We start from the raw sequence: 15,905 nt of genomic DNA, 5'->3' as shown, positions 1-15,905 counted from the left end.
CACCCGCACGTGGTGCAGCCGCCCCTCCTCAGCCGCCCCCGCCCGTACCGGGAGGGCTTCCGGGTCGGGGTGCACGCCAAGAGCCTGCGGGCCAACATGGCCGTACTGCCGGTGGTGCGCGTCCTGGCCGAGACCGTCGCCGGACTGGACGACGCGGAACTGGCCGTGAACATCCACCACGAGGTGGACGACCCGGCCGCGCACGCCCACGACCCCGCCCTCCTGGCCGAGCTCAGGAAGCTCGCCGACCGCGGGGCCCTGACCCTGCGGGTGCACGACTACTTCGACGACGACCAGCTGTGGGAATACCTGGGCGGCCTGGACGTGTCCGTACTGCCGTACACCTTCGGCACCCACTCCGGCTGGCTGGAGGCCTGCCACGACCTGGGCACCGCCGTGGCGGCACCCGACTGCGGGTACTACGTCCAGCAGCGCCCCTGCCTCACCTACGGCCACTCCCAGCGCGACGGCCTCGACGCGAGGTCGCTGGAGGACGCGGTGCGTGAGGCGTACCGGACGCGGCCCGCGTGGCGGGCCTCGACGGACGACCGAGCGGCCGAACGGGCCCGGATCGCCGCCACCCACCGCGAGATCTACGACGGACTGCTGCGGTGAGGAACCTCCGCGCGGCTCCGTTGCGGGTCGCCCTGATCGCCTCCGCCCGCTTCCCCGTCCGCGAACCGTTCGCCGGTGGTCTCGAAGCCCACACCTGGACGCTGGCGAAGGCGCTGACCGAGCGTGGGCACCACGTCGAGTTGTTCGCCGCACCCGGCTCCGACCCGTCCCTCGGACTGAACGAACTGCCGGTGCGCCGGCCGGTGCTGACCGAGGCGGCCCGCGCGGACGTCAGCATGCCCGCGGCCGGCTGGATGGCCGAGCACCACGCCTATCTCCGGCTCATGCTGGACATGGCCCGGGACGGCGAACAGCGCTTCGACGTCGTCCACAACAACAGCCTCCACCACCTGCCGGTCGCGATGGCACCCGCCCTGCGGCTTCCGGTGGTGACCACCCTGCACACCCCGCCGACCCCCTGGCTGGAGTCCGCCGTCCAGTCCCAGGACCACTGCCCGGTCACCTTCACCGCCGTCAGCGCCCACACCGCGAAGGCGTMGCGCYCCACCGTCCCCGCGGTCCGGGTGGTGCGCAACGGCGTCGACACCCGCCGGTGGCCCGTCGGGCCGGGCGGTCCCTACCTGGTGTGGAGCGGCCGGATCGTTCCGGAGAAGGGGCCGCACCTCGCGGCCGAGGCGGCGCGCAAGGCGGGGCTGCCGCTGCGCGTGGCGGGGCCGGTGGGGGACCGGCGGTACTTCGCCGACCGCCTCGCCCCACTCCTCGGGGACGGCGTCGAGTACGTGGGGCACCTGGGCCGCGACGACCTGGCCCGACTGGTCGGGGGAGCCGCCGCCGCGCTGGTCACCCCCTGCTGGGACGAGCCGTACGGCCTGGTCGTCGCCGAGGCACTGGCCTGCGGCACCCCGGTGTGCGGCTTCGACCGGGGCGCGCTGGCCGAGACCCTCACCCCCGACTGCGGCCGGCTCGCCCCGGCCGACGACGTCGGCGCACTCGCCGACCTGATCCACGAGACCGTACGCCTGGACCGCGGCACCGCGCGCGAACGCGCCGAACGCTTCTGCTCCCTCGACACCATGACCGACGGCTACACCGCCCTGTACGAGGAGCTGGTCGCGTGATCGGCTACTACATCCACCACCAGGGCCGCGGCCACCTGCACCGCGCCCTGTGCGTCGCACGGCATGCCCGCACCCCCGTCACCGGGCTCTCCTCCCTGACCCGCCCGGACGACTGGACCGGTGAGTGGATCCACCTGCCCCCGGACACCGGCCCCGGCGACGCGGCCGGCGCGGACCCCACGGCCCACGGACGACTGCACTGGGTGCCCCGCCACCACGCCGGACTGCGCGCCAGGTCGGCGGCCGTCGCGGCCTGGATCGAACGGGCCGCCCCCACCCTCCTCGTCAGCGACGTCTCCGTGGAGATCGCCGTCCTGGCGCGGCTGATGGGGGTCCCGGTCGTGGTCTCCGCGATGCGCGGCGACCGCTCCGACCCGGCCCACCACCTCGCCTACGATCTGGCCGACGTCCTGCTCGCGCCCTGGCCCGCCACCCTGCCCGAACCCGGATGGCCCCCGCAGTGGCGGGCCAAGACCGAGCACACCGGCGCCTTCTCCCGCCATGACGACCGCCCGCGCCTCGAACGCCCCGCCGGAGCACGTGAGGTGGTGGTCATGATGGGCACCGGGGGCTCCGAACTGACCGAAACCGACGTGCGGAAGGCGGCGGAGGCCACCCCGGACTGGCGCTGGACCGTGCTCGGCGGCCCCGGCGGCTGGACCGACGACCCGTGGCCCCTGCTGTGCCGGGCCACGGTCGTGGTCACTCACGCCGGACAGAACGCCCTCGCCGAGTGCGCCGCCGCCCGCAGCCCCGCCGTCGTCGTACCGCAGACCCGGCCGCACGACGAACAGCACGCCACCTCCCGTGCCCTGGACGGGGCCGGACTCGCCACCGTCCGCGAACGCTGGCCCGAACCGCACGAGTGGCCGGCGCTTCTCGACACCGCGCGGCGCACCGGCGGCGAGCGCTGGCGGCTGTGGGCCCCCGGCGACGGCGCCGCCCGCGCCGCCCGGCTGCTCGACCGCCTGGCTGCCTGTACCGACGACGAGGAGGAGCATCCGTGCGCGTCGCGGTGATCACCCTGGTCGCGGGCCGCCACCAGCACCTCGCCCTCCAGCAGGAGGGCCTCGCCGCGGCCGGCCTCGCCCCCGACCATTACGTGGTCGTGACCCTCGACGACCCCGACGCCGCCGGGGTGCTGCGGGGCCGACGGCCCACGGCCGACGTCCTCCCCCTGACCCGGGACGCCGGGCGGCTCCCGCTGGCCGCCGCGCGCAACGCCGGCGGCCGCCGCGCCCTGGACGGCGGGGCGGATCTCCTCGTCTTCCTGGATGTGGACTGTGTCCCCGGCCCCACCCTGCTGCCCCGCTACGCCGAAACGGCGCGCGACGGCGCCCTGCTGTGCGGCACCGTCGCCTACCTGCCGCCCCCGCCGCCGGGCGGCTACCGCCTGGACACCCTGCCGGCCCTCGCACCGCCGCACCCGGGACGGCCCGTACCGGCGGACGACGAGGTGCTCACCGGCGGCGACCACCGGCTGTTCTGGTCCCTGTCCTTCGCCGTCACGGCACCCACCTGGCGGCGGATCGGCGGTTTCTGCGAGCGCTACACCGGATACGGCGGCGAGGACACCGACTTCGGCCGCACCGCGGCGGCGCGGGACGTGGACCTGTGGTGGGTCGGCGGTGCCCCCGCCCACCACCAGCACCACCCGGTGAGCCGCCCACCCGTCGAGCACCTGGACGACATCCTCCGCAACGGCGCCGTGTACCGCGACCGGTGGGGGACGTGGCCCATGCAGGGATGGCTGCGCGACTTCGCCCGCCTCGGGCTCGTGCGCCACGACCCCGTCACCGACGGCTGGACCCGGTGCGCGTCCCCGCACACCGGGTCCGGCCGTTGAACCCACCCGGCGACGTTCAGACCTCCGCGTCCTCCTGCGCCTCTGACCCCGGACGGCGACGGCGTCTCGCCGCGACGACGGCGAGCACCACCGCCAGGGCGAGGACCACCGAGCCGCGCAGCCACACCTCGGCCTCCACCTGGGTGGCGAGCAGCACGCAGGAGGCGGCACCGAGTACGGGTAGGAGGGTAGGGGCCCGGAAGTGGTCGGGCTCGCCCTGATCGGAACGCAGCGCGAGGACGGCGGTGTTGACCACAAGGAAGACCACCAGGAGCAGCAGCACCAGGGTGGATGCCAGGGTGGCGACGCTGCCGGTCAGGGCCAGCAGGAGGGCCGGGACGGTGGTGGCGGCGATCGCCGCCCAGGGAGTGCGGCGGCCGGGCAGCACCCGGGTCAGCGCGGCGGGCAGCAGCCCGTCGCGGGCCATCCCGTACGCCAGGCGCGAGGCCATGATGCCGGTGAGCAGCGCCCCGTTGGCGACGGCGACCAGGGCGACGGCGCTGAACAGCCGTACGGGGACGCCGCCGGCCGCACGGACGACTTCGAGGAGGGGGCCGCTGGAGGAGGCGAGGAGACCGGTGGGCACGGTGAGCGAGGCGGCGACGCCGACCAGGACGTAGACCGCCCCGGCGGTGGCGAGCGCGGCGAACAGGGCGCGGGGGTAGGAGCGCCGTGGGTCGCGGGTCTCCTCGGCGACGTTCACCGAGGTCTCGAAGCCGACGAAGGAGTAGAAGGCCAGGACGGACCCGCTCAGCACGGCCGCCGCGGCGCCCTTCTCCGGCGTGCCGAGCTGGAACAGGCGCCCCGGATCACCCTCCCCGCGCAGCAGCAGCCAGGCACCGAGCACCACGACCACGAGCAGGCCGCCGACCTCCACCACGGTGGCGACGGCGTTGGCGCGGGTGGACTCCTTGATGCCCCGCGCGTTGACCAGGGCCAGCAGGACCAGGAAGACCACGGCCACCAGCGCGACGGGCAGAGTGACGAACGCGGCCAGGTAGTCGCCGGCGAAGCCGCGGGCGAGCGCGGCGACCGAGACGACACCGGCCGCCAGCATGCAGAACCCGGCGACGAATCCGACCGCCGGGCCGAACGCCCGCGTGGCGTAGTGGGAGGCGCCGCCGGCCCGCGGGTACTTCGTCACCAGCTCCGCGTAGGAGGCGGCGGTCAGCAGCGCGAGCACCGGCGCCACCAGGAGCGGCACCCACACCGCGCCCCCGGACGCGGCGGCTACCTGCCCCACCAGGACGTACACCCCGGCGCCGAGCACGTCGCCGAGGATGAAGAAATAGAGCAGGGGGGTGGTCAGGGCGCGCCGCAGCCCGGGCGGGGGAGTGGCCGGCGATCCGGCGTTCATCGCGGCACCGCCATGACGTGGACGCCGGAGGCATGGCGCGATCGCACCGGCTCCCCTTCACGGACGGCGAGCCGGCCGATCCGCTTGTTCTGCTCTCTCATCGTTTCCCGCTCTCAGAAGGGATGACTCGTTTCCGTCACCGTCTCTTCCCCTCCCGGCCGGTATCAGTGGCGCCACGAACGAAGAACCCGGTACTCCCGATGTCCGGAGAACGAAGACGGCGGCCGCGAAGCATCGGGGCGGGGCCCGTCCGTTGGCGATCTCCACAGTGGACCCTCTGCCGACTGCCTGCACGAGGACGCCTCCTCACCCAGCCACTGGTGCTACAGGCTCCTTGTAGGTGATCACGATCCTCGCGAAGCCGTCAGTGCTCCTCGGCGGGATCTCGGGCGGTCGGGAGGCCGGTGTTGTGTTCGTGGATCAGTCGGAGTGCCTCGTCCCGGTCCCTTCGGTCCAGGGCGTCGACCAGGTCGCGGTGGAGTTCGTGCCGGTGGGCGACGTATTCGCTCAGCGGCTGTTCGTCGGTAGGAAGCACCGTCAGTGTGTGGCTCTCGATCAGGTCGAGCAGGTGGGTGTACAGCGAGCTGAGCAGCACGTTCGGGCTGATCGCGGCGATGGACCTCGTCCTCGGGGCCCGCCGCGTCCTCGTCCTCACGGAACACACCGCGAGGGACGGAAGCCCGAAGATCGTCTCCGAGTGCACCCTTCCGCCGACCGGACGCTCCTGTGTCCACCGGATCATCACCGACCTCGGCGTCCTCGACGTCACCGACCGCGGCCTCGTCCTGGTGGAGACGGCCCCCGGCGTCACCCCGGCACAGGTCGTCGCCGCCACCGAGGCACCCGTCCACCTTCCCCCGGACGTCCCGAGGCGGTGAGCGTGGCGGAGGGCATCACGCCGACTCGCCGGCTCCTGCCGGGCGGCCGATGCCCTCGCGAACCCGATGCGGACCGCGCGCCGGACGCCGGGACGGTCCCGGCGTCCGGCAGAGGGCCTCAGGCGCGGGCGGCCGCCGCGGCGACGATCCAGTTGCGGAACTCGACGGCGTAGTGCCGCAGGTGGTGGTCCAGGACCTCGTCCGGGCAGCTGACGGGGAAGTAGACCGTCAGCTGCGCGGTGAAGCCCTCGGCGGTGTCGCCGAACTGGATGAGAGCCCGTCCGATGACGGTGCCGTCGGCCAGGAAGAGGTTCGAGGACATCTTGCGCGGGAATTCCGCCGCAGGGAGGAGCTCGGCCGCGTCCTCGGCCCAGTCCAGCGCGTCGGTTCCCCAGCCGCCCATGTAGAAGGAGGCGACATGGGGGCCGATGTTCTCCACCACGCGCGCACCGATCTCGTCCGTGCCCATCACGTAGTGCTCGGGGTGCGCCGCGAGAAGCGGCTGCTCGTCGCCGGCGAAGGCCTTGTCCATCCAGGCCAGGAACTCCCCCGAGGTCAGCCCTTTCGTCGCGAGCACGGTGGTGCCCCCCTTGAAGACGCCGCCGGAGGCGAGGGCGTTCTCGCGCAGGAAGGCGTTGCCCTTCTCGATATCGCCGGCCATGAGGTCGAGGAGCCCCTGGCGCCCCAGCAGCGTCCGGTAGCGATCCACGGCGCGGCGGGCGTAGAAGAGCTCGAAGTCGTCGATGCCTCCGGTGTCGGCGGGCCCGGCCTGGAGCGTCACGGTGACGGGCTGGGCGGTCTGGTTTCCGATCATGATCGAACCTCCGAGGCTGATGTGAACGCGAATTCACGTTCGCATAGGAAGCGTACGCCGAGGGGTGCGTCCGTTGTCAAAGGAATCCTGTGGAGAGCGCCGCGGATACCATGCGGGGCATGACCGAAGAGCCGGAGTTCCCGGGGGCCTATCGGGAGCCCCGGCAGGCCCGTAGCGCCGCGACCCTGGCCCGTGTGCTGCGAGCAGCCGAGGAGATCGCCTGTGATTCCGGTCTGGAGGAGATGACGATCGCCGGTGTCGCACAGCGCGCCGGCGTCGCCGTCGGGACGATCTATCGCCGGTTCGAGGACAAAGAACAGCTGCTCAGAGCCCTGACCGAGCGAATGCTGGAACGCCGTGAGGAGTACGTGGCTGAGCGGCTGCGCGCAGCCGAGCCCTCGCTGTCCGGTGTCATGGACGCCTTCGCGCACGCCCTGCTGGAGTCCTTCGCCGACAACAGCAACCTCTTCCCCGAGCTGTTGCGCACCCGTGGGGCCAGATCACTGGACCGCGGCGCCCGCACCATCACCGAACTCCACCGCCTCCTGCTCGAAGCGGCACAGCCCTACACCGACCAGATCCGCCGCTCCGAGCCCCGGCAGGCACTCGACACCGCGGCACGCGCCCTCCTCGGCGCCTGCTTCCACGACTCCCTCCGCCCCGATGCCGCCACCGGCGCAGAGGCCAGACGAAGGTACGCCGACGAGCTCGGTGACATGGCGACCGCCTACCTCCTCACCCCCGGCCGGCGTGGTGACGCCGAGACCTGAGCCAGGCGCGCTGTCGCACGGCTCTCGCGCCTGGAGGGTGCCGGCCCTTATCGCCATCGGGTGCGTCGGCCCCGCACGGGACACGGTGGCCGCAGACGCCGGTGGCCGGAGTGGAGTGGGCGAAGCCGTGTAGCGCCCCGGCACGCGAGCAGGCCCCGGCCGTCCGACGGCCGGGACCTGCTCGCGATTCGGTGCTCAGGCCGACAGCGGGTACGTGGCGACGCCGGCGAGACGTTCGTAGGCCCTGCGCACCGCCGGCACCAGACGGGTGGCGGCCTCCGGGTCGGCCTGCTCGGCCCGGAGCCGCAGGATGTCTCCGTTGCGCCGGTCCGCGGGGACGTCCTCACCGCGAGCCGTGACGAGGGCGTGGAAGTGGGGATGGTTCTCGCCGAAGACCAGCAGGTAGGTGGCGGGTGCACCGGTCGCCTCGGTGACCGCCGCGACCAGGTCTCGGCGGAACTCCTGAGCTCGACCCGGGCCATGTCCGAGATGCTGGGACACACCACCGTCCAGCACCGGCCGTAGGGCGTGCGCGCTTCCCGGACACCCGGGAGGAGCGCCATGACACCCACGGCCTCCGCTGCGCGGGCGTGCCCGTCGGCGCGACTGCTCTGCATCACCGAGCAGACCGCCGTACGCGCCCTCGGTGCGGCCTCGCGAATCGCACCCCCGAGCTGCTCGGACAGCCCGCCCGGTTCAGTCCTGGAGGGTGCCGAGCCGGCCGGTGTCGCGATCAGTCGTCACGGGCCGGGAACGGCTCCGCCGCGCATGATCTCGGCGAGCCGGCCGCGCAGCCGGGCGAACTCGGGTGAGGCCCGCAGCGCGGACACGTCCGTGTCTGGCCCCCTCGCCAGGTCCACCGCCAGCTCCGCCACCACCCGGCCGGGCCCCGCGTCCATGACCAGCACCCGGGACCCCAGCACCACCGCCTCCTCCGCCGAGTGCGTCACGAACAGCACCGTCGTGCCGAGCCGCCCGGCCAAGGTCCGCACCTCCTCCTGGAGCCGCTCCCGAGTCAAGGCGTCGAGCGCGGCGAACGGCTCGTCCATGAGCAGGAGTTCGGGCTCCCCGGCCAGTGCCCGGGCCAGCGCCACCCGCTGCTGCTGACCGCCCGACAGCTCCCACGTGCGCCGGCCCGCCATCCCGGCCAGTCCCACCCGCTCCAGKAGCTCGGCGATCCGGCCGGGCCGGTCGGATCGCGGCACGCCCAGCCGCGCCAACGCGAAGGCGAGGTTCCCGCCCACCGTGCGCCAAGGGAAGAGCCGGGGCTGCTGGAACACCACCCCCGCCCCCGCGCCCGGCCGGGGCGGCGCGCCCCGGACCCGGGCATGGCCCGCGGCGGGCCGCTCGAAGCCCGCCACCACGCGCAGCAGGCTCGTCTTGCCGCAGCCGGAGGGCCCGACGAGGACGACGAACTCGCCGGCGTGGATCCGTACGTCCACGCCGTCGAGCGCCGTGACCGGCGCCTTCGCCGAGCCGTACCGGACCGACACGCCCGCCAGCTCGACGATCGTGGTCCGCTTGTCAGGCGCGTCAGTTCGCGACACGGCCCAGCTCCTCCACCGCGAGCGCCCGCCCGAAGACGGCCTGGTCCGGCACGGAGTCGACCGCCTTCTGCCCCTTCAGGAACACGGCGGCGTCATGCAGGTTCGCCGCGAGCCTGCCGGGGGCGCTCGGCGTGCCCAGGTAGTCGGGTCCGGTCTGCTCCTTCGCGCTGAGCAGCACCAGTTCGGACAGCTGCCGCTTCGCCTCCTCCGCCGGCAACCCGAGCTCCGCCCCGATGGACTTCGCGGCCCGGTCCGGTGCGGTACGCGCCTGTGCGACGGCCGTGTCCTGCGCCTTGATCCAGGCCGTGACCACTTCAGGGTGCTTGGCGGCGAAGGCGTTCGTCACCACGCCCAGGTCGGCCGTCGGCTTCCCCTGCTCGGCCAGTTCACGGCTGCTCACCAGCACCTTGCCGTCCTTGGCCAGTTCGCTCAGCGTCGGCGTCCACACGTAGGCCGCGTCGATGTCCCCGCGCTTCCAGGCGGCGAGCGCGTCCTGCGGCTGGAGGTCGATGGTCTGCACGGACGACGGCTCGACACCCGCCGCCGTCAGCGCGGCGAGCAGTGAATAGTGGGCCGTCGATCCGAAGGGAGCGGCGACCTTCTTGCCGACCAGGTCCTTCACCGAACCGATCCCGGGCTTGGCGACGAGAGCCTCGTTGTCCCCGATCAGGTCATGGATCCAGACCACCTTGTACGGGATGTTCAGCGGAGCGGAGAGCCCCTTGGTGACGGGGCTCGACCCGGCCAGACCCAGGTCGACCGCCCCGGCGATGACGGCCGTGTTCACGTCGCCGCCTGACTCGAACTTCACCCACTTCACGTCGACTTCGGGAAGGGCCTGCTCCAGCAGCCGCTGGTTCTTCACCACCAGGTCGGCATTGGGTATCGCCTGGTAGGCGATCCGTACGGTGGTCCGCCCCGAGGATCCGCCGGCCGCGTCGCCGTCACCGGCGCAGGCGGTGGCGACGGAGGCCGTCAGGGCGACGGCCGCGGTGAGCAGGAGGGCGCGGCGGGACAGACGAGCGGGCATGGACGATCTCCGGTCTGAGGTCGGACGATGTGGGAACGAGGGAGGAAGGGAACGAGAGGAGGCCGGGGGAATCAGGCGCGGCCGCGCCATGGCACGACGGTTCGTTCGACGAACCGCAGCAGCGCGTCCAGCACGATCCCGGAAAGGCCGATGGCGAGAATGCCCGCGATCACCAGCGCGGTCTGGTTGTAGCGCTGCGCATCGCGGATCATGCCGCCGATGCCGGGCACACCGTTGATGGTCTCCGCCGCGACCACGGACGTGTAGGCGACACCGACGGCGATGCGGACACCGGTCAGGATCTCGGGCAGCGCGGAGGGCAGTCGCACGCACAGCAGCAGCGCCGTCGGCCCCGATCCCAGCGCCCGGGCGGCCTCGACGAGTTGGCCGGGTACCGTGCGCACGGCCGCCGCGGTGGCCGCGGCGATCGGTGGCAGGGCCGCGATGACCAGCAGCCAGATCTTCGGGGCCTCGTCGATGCCGAACCAGATGACGAGCAGTGAGAGGTACGCCAGCGGCGGCAGCGTCCTCAGGAACGTCACCGCGGGCTCCAGTACGACGGCAAGCGGCCGGACCGTACCGATCAGCAGCCCCAGTGGCACCCCGGCCAGCACGGCGTACGCGGAGCCGGTGCCGATCCTGCCCAGGCTGACGCCCAGATGCTCGATCAGCAGATGTCCGCCGTAGCCGCGCGCCCCGTCGTGCACCGTGGAGGCGAGGACGAACTGCCGCCACACATCGCCGGGCGAGGGAACGAGCACCCGCGGCCATATCCCGGCGGAGACCACCGCCTGCCAGGCGCCGAGGAGCACGGCGAGTGCGACGAGCCGCAGCCCGCCCCACCGGAAGGCTTCGTGCAGGCGGTCCCGCCGGGAGGCATCGGCCCCGGCCCCGGTACCGGACGATTCGGGGACGGGGGCAGGGAGCCGGTCCGTCCCGGAAGCCGCCGTCCTCGTGGGAGCGCTCACGCGGCTTCCGCCCCGGTCAGGGCACGCAGCCGCGGAGCCACTTCCTCGCCGACCCGGTACGCCTCTTCGAGGTGCGGGTAGCCGGAGAGGACGAACTCGTCGATGCCCAGGGCGTGGTACTCGGCGAGCCGTCCGGCCACCTCGTCGTGCGAGCCGACCAGCGCGGTTCCGGCGCCCTCGCGGACCAGGCCGATGCCCGCCCACAGGTTCGGCGCCACCGTGAGGCGGGCGGCGTCCACGACGCCGCCGTGCAGCGCGGTCATCCGGGCCTGCCCGGTGGAGTCCATGCCGGCGAAGCGCTCCTGGCTCGCCCGGATGGCCTCCGGATCGAACCCGGCGAGGATGCGGTCCGCCTCTGACCAGGCATCGGCGGCGGTGTCCCGGCTGATGACGTGCAGCCGGAGCCCGAACCGGACGGTGCGGCCCGCCGCCCGCGCCCGTTCCCGCAGCCGGGTGATGCGTGCGGCGACGGCGGCGGGTGGTTCGCCCCACAGCAGTTGTACGTCGGCCTGTCGCGCGGCGACCTCCTCGGCGGCGGGGGAGGCCCCGCCGAAGTACAGGGGCACGGGGTGACGCAGGTCCGGGTCGGTGAGCCGGGCGCCCGCGATCCGCACGTGGGTCCCGTGGTGGTCGGCCGTCTTGCCGTCCAGCAGGGTGCGCAGGACCGTCATCACCTCCTCGGTCCGGGAGTACCGCGCGTCGTGCTCCAACCAGTCGCCGTACGCACGCTGTTCGGTGGGATCGCCCCCGGTCACCACGTTGAGCGCGAGCCTGCCTCCCGCGAACCGGCGGAACGCGTCGGCCTGCTGGGCGAGCAGTGTCGGACTGGCGAATCCTGCGCGGAACGCCACCAGGAAACCGATCCGGGTGGTGTGCTGCGCGAGCGCGGCGGTGAGGATCCAGGGGTCCGCGCACCCGAGCCCCACGGGTGTGAGCAGCGAGTGGAACCCGGCCTGTTCGGCGGCGCGGGCCACCTGGGTCAGGTACGGGATGTCCGCGGGCCGCCGGGTGGCGGATCCGGTACGACCCTGGACGGCGGTGACGCCGCCGGGATCGCGGCCGTCCCCGCCGGTGGGCAGGAACCAGTGGAGCAACAGGGGGTTTTCCGGCATGAGGGGACCTCGTCGAGACAGCGGCACGGCACGCGCCCTCACCGAAGGGAGGTACCACGTGCACGTGAGCAGAGAGGGAAAGGCGGAAGAATGCGCGAAGGGGGCACGCGGTTGTCCCGAGGGGGATCAAGAGCGGCGGACGCGTGGTCCTCGGGGGACCCGCGGATCAACAGCCGTGCGTACGAGGGAGATCGGCCCGACACAGCATCGTCGAAACACGCAGCAGATCTACGTGACGACGCGATACGAGTACGGGGGCCATGGGCGCATCCTGTCGGGACGGCTCCGGAGCGTGCAAGCGATGTCCGACTGTTGGACGGTGTCGTTCCGCATGCCGAGATCGGCTACCGAGGGGCCCCACCGCCGCAGCGGTCGGCCCGCGGGGTGTGACATCCGCCTGGGAGGCGGCGGGGGAGGCGTGACGGCAGAGGGCGTACTACGACGCCACGGAGGCATCCTGGCCACCGCCATGTCCGGCGGGATGCGTCACACGCGTTGGGCTCGGTGGAGCAGACCGGACGGTGTGCGGGAGCGCAGGGCGGCGCGGGCGGCGTTGGCGCCGGGCGCTCCGTGTACGCCGCCGCCGGGGTGGGCGGCCGCGGAGGCCAGGTAGAGCCGTTTGACGGGTGTCTCGGGTCGTCCGGTTCCGGGGGTGGGCCGGAAGACGAGCTGTTGGTGGAGGGCGGTGGTGCCGTTGTTGATGGCGCCGTTGTGGAGGTTCTCGTTCATGGCTTGCAGGGTGACGGGGGCCAGGATCCGGCGGGCGGCGATCCGGTCGCGAAATCCGGGTGCGAAGCGTTCGACCTGGGCTTCGATGCGGTCGGCCATGGCGTGTTGCTCGCGCGGGTCCCAGCGGCCGGTGATGCCGTCCGGGCCGGCGTCGGCCGTGATGTGCTGGGGGAGATGGGTGTAGGCCCACGCCGACTCGGTGCCGGCCGGTGAACGGGTCGGATCGGCGGTGGTCATCTGGCCGAACAGGGTGAACGGATCGTCGGGGATCTGCCCTGCGGCGATCTGGGCGGCGAAACGGGTGAGTCCGTCGACGCCTGCGGCGAGATGCACGGTCCCCGCCCTGGCGGCCTCCTGGGCCGCCCAGGGGACCGGGCCGGTCAGGGCCCAGTCGATCTTGAAGGTCGCGAAGTCCCACTGGAAGCGGTCCAGGTCGCGCACCAGACGGGAGGGGAGGTGCTCCTCGCCGACCAGGTCACGGTAGAGGGCGGGCGCCGAGGTGTCGGCGAGGACGGCGCGGCGGGCGCCGATGGTCTCGCCGCTCGCCGTGGTGACCCCGGTCGCGGCGCCGGATCGCAGAGTGACGGCGGTGACCCGCTCGCCGCAGCGCAGCACGCCGCCGCGGCGCCGCAGCCGGTTGGTCAGCGCCGCGGTGAGCGCGCCGGCGCCTCCGACGGGGACCGGGAAGCCGTGACTCTGCCCGAGCATCGACATGAGCCAGCCGAAGCCGCCGCTGCCCGCCGCCTCGGGGGCCAGGTCCGCGTGGAGGGCGTTCCCGGCAAGCAGGATGCGGCCGCCCTCCCCGGCGAAGTCCTCCTCGCCCAGTCGGCGTACCGGGAGCGCCAGTTTCCGGGCCAGTCGCAACCCTCCGGAAGCCCGGACCTTCGTGGCCAGTCGCCATCCGGCGCGGACCGGTGGGAAGGGGGTGAACAGGGCCTGGACGAGATCTGGCCCGAGCCGGTCCCACGTCCGGTACAGGTCCAGCCAGGACTCCCCGTCCGCGGCGGCGAACCGGGACAGGCCCGCGCAGGTGTCCTCCACCCGGCGTTCCAGAACCGCGCACCGCCCGTCGGGCAGCGGGTGGGCCAGGACGGCGGGCGCGTGGCTCCAGCGCAGGCCTTCGGCGGCGAGGTCGAGGCGGGCGAGGACGGGTGAGGCGGCGGCCAGAGGATAGAAGGCGCTGAAGACGTCGGAGACGAAGTCCGGGTGCACGCCGCGGTCGCTGCGTACGGCCCCGCCCGGTTCCTGCTGGGCTTCCAGGACCTCCACGCTCCATCCCGCGTCGATGAGCAGGTTCGCGGCGACCAGACCGTTGGGGCCGGCGCCGATCACCACCGCGTCAGGCACGGAGAACCTCCTGGGGCTGCTGTTCGACGAGCCGCGCCAAGCGGGGCAGCATGCCGCGATGGCGGAGCTGGAGCACCGCGTCGGACAGGGGGTTGTGCAGAGAGCCGTCCAGACCGCGCAGTGGATGTTCGTCGCAGACGACGAGTGTCTCCTTGCCCCATGGCCGGAGCCGGAGAAAGATCCTCGCGGGGCCGAAGGCCTTGAAGGCTGCCTCGAGTTCCAGCTCCCTGACGGGCTCCTGGTGACGTACGGTCGTCGTGCCCTCGGCCGACCAGGGGCCCAGCCGGACGGGTGTAGCGCAGCCGGGCACCGGGGGCGGGCCACGCGGTGTCGAGGGGTGTGGACTCGCAAGGGCCGACCACCCACCGTCCGTACTGGGTCGGATCGGCGAGGACGGCCCACACGGAGTGCGGCGGCCGGCGGATGAGCTGGTGGCGTACGGCCACAGGAACCTCCTTCCCTGAGTTGCGGCGTCAGTGACCGAGGGCGTTCATGAGCTGCTGCTCGGTCATGGTCGAGCGTCCCGCGAGGCCGCGCTTCCTGGCCTCCCGGTAGAGGTCGTCCTTGGTGCCTTCCGACGACGAGCCGCGGCCGCCGCCGGACCTCTCGCCGCCTCGCTGCGACGCGGACTTGCCTCGGGTGGAGCTGCGGCTCGCGGTCCTGCTCTCTCCGGAGCGGGCGCGTTCCTTGTTCACCGTGCGGGAGGCCGTCTCCTTGGCGCGGTTCTCGGACATGCCGCGCTTCTCTCCGGACTCCTTGATGTGCTCGTACTGGCGCCCGCGCCTCGGGCTGGATCCTCGTGGCATGACGAACCTTCCTGGGCGGTGCGATTCCGCGGTCGCGCTGCGGCTACCCCCATCTGCCGCCGCCACCGGGGCCTCGGCCTCGCAGGCGCGCGGTGGTCCGGGACAGTTCCGGCTTGCACCTGGCAGGGGGACGTCCCGCGCCGTTCGAGGAGGAAGGCGATCCGGCGCGGCGCTTCGTCGAGGGTCACGGCAGGGGTGTTCCGCCGGTGGCGTTGACGATCTCGCCGGTGATGTAGGAAGCCTTGTCGGAGGCGAGAAAGACGAATGCGGGTGCCATCTCCACCGGCTGCGCGGGCCGGCCCAGCGGGGACTGTTCTCCGAACTTCGTCGCATCGGGCATCGTCGCCGGGATCAGCGGAGTCCACACCGGTCCCGGTGCCACGGCGTTGACCCGGATGCCGCGCTCGGCGAGCATCTGGGCCAGTCCGTGGGTGAAGGAGACGATCGCCGACTTGGTCATCGCGTAGTCGAGGAGATGCGGGCTCGGCTGGTAGCCCTGCACCGAGGCGGTGTTGATCACCGACCCTCCCCGCGGCATGTGGGCCAGGGCGCTCTTGGTGAGCCAGAACATGCCGTACAGATTCGTCTTCATCACGCGGTCGAACTGCTCGGTGGTGATCGCTTCGATTCCGTCCGGCTGGGACATCTGATAGGCCGCGTTGTTGACGAGGAGGTCGAGCCCGCCCAGCTCGCCGACGGCGTGCGCGACGAGAGCGTTGCACTGCGCCTCGTCCCGGATGTCGCAGACGACGGGCACCGCCCGGCGGCCCGCCTCTCGGACCAGTCGCGCCGTCTCCGCGGCTTCCGCGGATTCTTCGGGAAGGTGGGTGAAGACGACGTCGGCTCCCTCTCGCGCGAAGGCCAGGCAGACGGCCCGGCCGATTCCCGAGTCCCCGCCGGTGATGAGCGCCCTCCGGTCGAGCAGGAGGTCATGGCCCCGGTAACTCTGTTCTCCGTGATCGGGGCGCGGACGCATCGCCTCGGTGGAGCCGGGGTGGTCCTGGTCC

The 15,905-nt window shown here is 72.9% G+C and carries 16 protein-coding genes and 2 pseudogenes; 6 read left to right on the top strand and 12 right to left on the bottom strand.

Annotated features, from left to right (window positions below):
• The 4 genes and pseudogenes from EAO70_RS26545 to EAO70_RS26530 all read left to right on the top strand — a co-directional run.
• Nucleotides 1–615, top strand: a pseudogene (locus EAO70_RS26545) (glycosyltransferase family 1 protein); the annotation flags it as partial.
• Nucleotides 612–1,694: a glycosyltransferase family 4 protein gene (locus EAO70_RS26540; RefSeq protein ID WP_148005437.1), complete on the top strand. Its 1,083-nt coding sequence runs from the start codon at nucleotides 612–614 to the stop codon at nucleotides 1,692–1,694. The pseudogene EAO70_RS26545 and the gene EAO70_RS26540, both read left to right, overlap by 4 nt.
• Complete coding sequence (locus tag EAO70_RS26535; RefSeq protein ID WP_148005436.1) at nucleotides 1,691–2,713, top strand: glycosyltransferase; 1,023 nt, start codon at nucleotides 1,691–1,693, stop codon at nucleotides 2,711–2,713. Before EAO70_RS26540 ends, EAO70_RS26535 begins: the two co-directional genes overlap by 4 nt.
• Complete coding sequence (locus EAO70_RS26530) at nucleotides 2,698–3,540, top strand: glycosyltransferase family 2 protein (RefSeq protein ID WP_148005435.1); 843 nt, start codon at nucleotides 2,698–2,700, stop codon at nucleotides 3,538–3,540. The genes EAO70_RS26535 and EAO70_RS26530 overlap by 16 nt, the downstream gene beginning before the upstream one ends.
• 16 nt (nucleotides 3,541–3,556) lie before the next feature.
• Here EAO70_RS26530 and EAO70_RS26525 read toward each other — a convergent pair whose 3' ends face one another.
• Together EAO70_RS26525 and EAO70_RS26520 are read right to left on the bottom strand one after the other, a co-directional pair.
• Nucleotides 3,557–4,897, bottom strand: coding sequence for an APC family permease (locus tag EAO70_RS26525; RefSeq protein ID WP_148005434.1), 1,341 nt, complete (start codon nucleotides 4,895–4,897; stop codon nucleotides 3,557–3,559).
• A 364-nt stretch (nucleotides 4,898–5,261) separates the two neighbouring features.
• A complete protein-coding gene (locus tag EAO70_RS26520) occupies nucleotides 5,262–5,492 on the bottom strand; it encodes a hypothetical protein (RefSeq protein WP_410091414.1) in 231 nt (76 codons plus the stop codon).
• Between the two features lie 4 nt (nucleotides 5,493–5,496).
• Between EAO70_RS26520 and EAO70_RS26515 the strand changes: the two are divergent.
• Nucleotides 5,497–5,775 (top strand): annotated as a pseudogene (locus tag EAO70_RS26515) (CoA-transferase); the annotation flags it as partial.
• A gap of 118 nt (nucleotides 5,776–5,893) precedes the next feature.
• Here the strand turns inward: EAO70_RS26515 and EAO70_RS26510 are convergent.
• Nucleotides 5,894–6,589, bottom strand: a complete 696-nt coding sequence (locus tag EAO70_RS26510; RefSeq protein WP_148005433.1) for a hypothetical protein — start codon at nucleotides 6,587–6,589, stop codon at nucleotides 5,894–5,896.
• 119 nt (nucleotides 6,590–6,708) lie between these two features.
• Between EAO70_RS26510 and EAO70_RS26505 the strand changes: the two genes are divergently transcribed.
• Nucleotides 6,709–7,359, top strand: a complete 651-nt coding sequence (locus EAO70_RS26505) for a TetR/AcrR family transcriptional regulator (RefSeq protein WP_261993065.1) — start codon at nucleotides 6,709–6,711, stop codon at nucleotides 7,357–7,359.
• 195 nt (nucleotides 7,360–7,554) lie between these two features.
• Here the strand turns inward: EAO70_RS26505 and EAO70_RS26500 are convergent, their stop codons facing one another.
• The 9 genes from EAO70_RS26500 to EAO70_RS26460 all read right to left on the bottom strand — a co-directional run.
• Nucleotides 7,555–7,860: a hypothetical protein gene (locus EAO70_RS26500; RefSeq protein ID WP_222723485.1), complete on the bottom strand. Its 306-nt coding sequence runs from the start codon at nucleotides 7,858–7,860 to the stop codon at nucleotides 7,555–7,557.
• A gap of 239 nt (nucleotides 7,861–8,099) precedes the next feature.
• Nucleotides 8,100–8,906, bottom strand: a complete 807-nt coding sequence (locus tag EAO70_RS26495; protein WP_148005431.1) for an ABC transporter ATP-binding protein — start codon at nucleotides 8,904–8,906, stop codon at nucleotides 8,100–8,102.
• Nucleotides 8,893–9,936, bottom strand: coding sequence for an ABC transporter substrate-binding protein (locus tag EAO70_RS26490; RefSeq protein ID WP_148005430.1), 1,044 nt, complete (start codon nucleotides 9,934–9,936; stop codon nucleotides 8,893–8,895). The genes EAO70_RS26495 and EAO70_RS26490 overlap by 14 nt, the downstream gene beginning before the upstream one ends.
• A gap of 71 nt (nucleotides 9,937–10,007) precedes the next feature.
• Nucleotides 10,008–10,904: an ABC transporter permease gene (locus EAO70_RS26485; protein ID WP_261993064.1), complete on the bottom strand. Its 897-nt coding sequence runs from the start codon at nucleotides 10,902–10,904 to the stop codon at nucleotides 10,008–10,010.
• Nucleotides 10,901–12,016: an LLM class flavin-dependent oxidoreductase gene (locus EAO70_RS26480; protein WP_148005429.1), complete on the bottom strand. Its 1,116-nt coding sequence runs from the start codon at nucleotides 12,014–12,016 to the stop codon at nucleotides 10,901–10,903. The genes EAO70_RS26485 and EAO70_RS26480 overlap by 4 nt, the downstream gene beginning before the upstream one ends.
• Before the next feature lie 486 nt (nucleotides 12,017–12,502).
• Nucleotides 12,503–14,092 (bottom strand): phytoene desaturase family protein, encoded by a 1,590-nt coding sequence (locus tag EAO70_RS26475; protein ID WP_148005428.1) that lies wholly within the window; start codon nucleotides 14,090–14,092, stop codon nucleotides 12,503–12,505.
• Nucleotides 14,085–14,402, bottom strand: a complete 318-nt coding sequence (locus EAO70_RS26470; protein ID WP_315986248.1) for a hypothetical protein — start codon at nucleotides 14,400–14,402, stop codon at nucleotides 14,085–14,087. The genes EAO70_RS26475 and EAO70_RS26470 overlap by 8 nt, the downstream gene beginning before the upstream one ends.
• A 163-nt stretch (nucleotides 14,403–14,565) precedes the next feature.
• Nucleotides 14,566–14,898 carry a plasmid stabilization protein gene (locus tag EAO70_RS26465; RefSeq protein ID WP_148005427.1) on the bottom strand — a complete coding sequence of 111 codons (333 nt, stop codon included), beginning with the start codon at nucleotides 14,896–14,898 and terminating at the stop codon, nucleotides 14,566–14,568.
• A gap of 184 nt (nucleotides 14,899–15,082) precedes the next feature.
• A partial coding sequence (locus EAO70_RS26460; protein WP_148005426.1) for an SDR family oxidoreductase occupies nucleotides 15,083–15,905 on the bottom strand: 823 nt, incomplete at its 5' end.

Origin of the sequence: Streptomyces sp. adm13(2018), assembly GCF_008042145.1 — a bacterium.
GTDB lineage: Bacteria > Actinomycetota > Actinomycetes > Streptomycetales > Streptomycetaceae > Streptomyces.
Note: the sequence above shows the minus strand (reverse complement) of the source record. Positions and strands in the feature narration are given on the sequence as shown.